This is a genomic window from Acinetobacter sp. ANC 3882, assembly GCF_022549545.1.
Classification (GTDB): Bacteria; Pseudomonadota; Gammaproteobacteria; order Pseudomonadales; family Moraxellaceae; genus Acinetobacter.
This window is the reverse complement of the sequence record NZ_JAKZGB010000019.1, coordinates 1-1649: the sequence shown is the minus strand read 5'-3', so window position 1 is coordinate 1649 and position 1649 is coordinate 1. Positions and strand designations below refer to the sequence as shown.

Annotated in this window: 1 protein-coding gene; it reads right to left on the bottom strand. The window is 48.6% G+C overall.

The features are described from left to right. On the bottom strand, positions 1-1649 hold a 1649-nt coding region (locus tag MMO42_RS18075), incomplete at both ends, for a type VI secretion system Vgr family protein (protein ID WP_241321575.1).

Sequence of the window (1649 nt, the reverse complement as noted above, 5' to 3'; positions counted from 1 at the left end):
GCTTTGGCGTTGCTTTGGTTGCCTTCAAGTTGTTGCTTGGCAGGCTGCGCATCAAGATGCTCGCCTTGGGCTTGATCTTGTTTGTGCGTAGAAAGTAGTAAGCCTTCGCCTGCACGGACTGCGCCCCATTGGTCGGTGCGTAGCTCAAAACCTTCGCCTCGGTCTTCACTTTCCGCTTTGTCTTTGGGATGACTCAGTTTACCTAGATTCAGTTGACTGGCTGCATGGCTGCTTTGTAGCTGTGCACTGATCTGTCCTGTGGTGTCATCAAAGCGCAGTTGGTTATAGCCTTCGCCTTGGTACTCTTTAGATTTGATTCCTGCCAATTTCTTGGTATCAGGCAGCTTGCCTGAGTTATCAAACTTGGTCGGGCTGCGGTGTGCTTCGTGAATTCTTCCCACCACAAACGGACGGTCAATGTTGCCATCAAAGAAGTCAATCACTACGATTTCATCTATACGCGGCAAGAAGCGTGCACCATAGCCTTCACCTGCCCAAGGCGTCAGTACATCCACCCAAGCTGAGTCAGTGTCATTGTCGTTGGCACCTGCACCACCATCGTGGCTATGATCGTCATTGCGGGTAAACAGGAAGCGGACTTTAATCCTTCCCCATTCATCCACATGGATTTCTTCACCGCTGGGTCCAACCACTTTGGCGCGTTGTGGGGATGCTGCTGGGCGGTGTTGTAGTGGGTGATATTCAGGGACAGTTTTGGTATTGCGGCGTTGCAGTGTCAACTGATTGGCTTGGCGTTCTTCTGTGCTGCTTTGTTGGATTGGCTGCCAATTGCTTTGTGCCAAGAGTTGATTAATCTGCTGGTTCAGATCTTTGGGCAAGTTGTTTTGGTTATAAAAGTTTTTACCCGTGATTAGGAATTCTTTGTCTGCGCCACTGTGTTGATCGATTTCAGGGTGCTCTGCCAATTCAAACCAGTAACCGACATGGGTATCTCGTACTGTGGTATGGGCAATAAACTGTTTCGATTGTAGGTCGTAGTATTGTCCTAGGTTTTGATTAAGCTTTTCAATTTGCGCATTGCCTGACTGAGTTGCCCCATCTTCACCATTTAGGTCTTGCATCCAAGCGGGTGAAAAATGCCATGCCTGTTCTAAGCCTAGACTGGCATTGTCGTGTTGCTCACTGTGTTTGTGTGTGCTTTGCACACTACCTGCACCTTCTTCTTGTTCCAGTGCATCGGCTTGCCAGCGTTGTACATGGACTGAACTCGGCTGTAGTGTGCGTTGTCCAATCAAGCTGGTCATACTATCGTATTGTTCGGTAGCACTGCTGCGGTGATAACGAATCTGTCGACGGTCTAAAGCTTGGTATTGGCTATTGTCATCAATTAGACGTAGTTTTTGTGCTTGGATGGTTGCACTACTGAGAGCAACGGTTCGTTCAGCTTCATCAATCAGCCAGTTGATGCCTTCGCTGCGCATCAATCGGGTTAGGAAGTCATAGTCACTTTCATTGGACTGCATGATAAAGGGACGGACATCGTAGTCTTGGCTGAGTCCGCTTAGGTCTAAAGTGAGGCTGGATGCAAATAAGGGACTTTTGCTCTGCCATTCCTTGAAGATGATTTCCACGACATCACGCACGCTCTTGTTCATAAACACGCGGCTGTTACGGCGTTGTTTCCACAG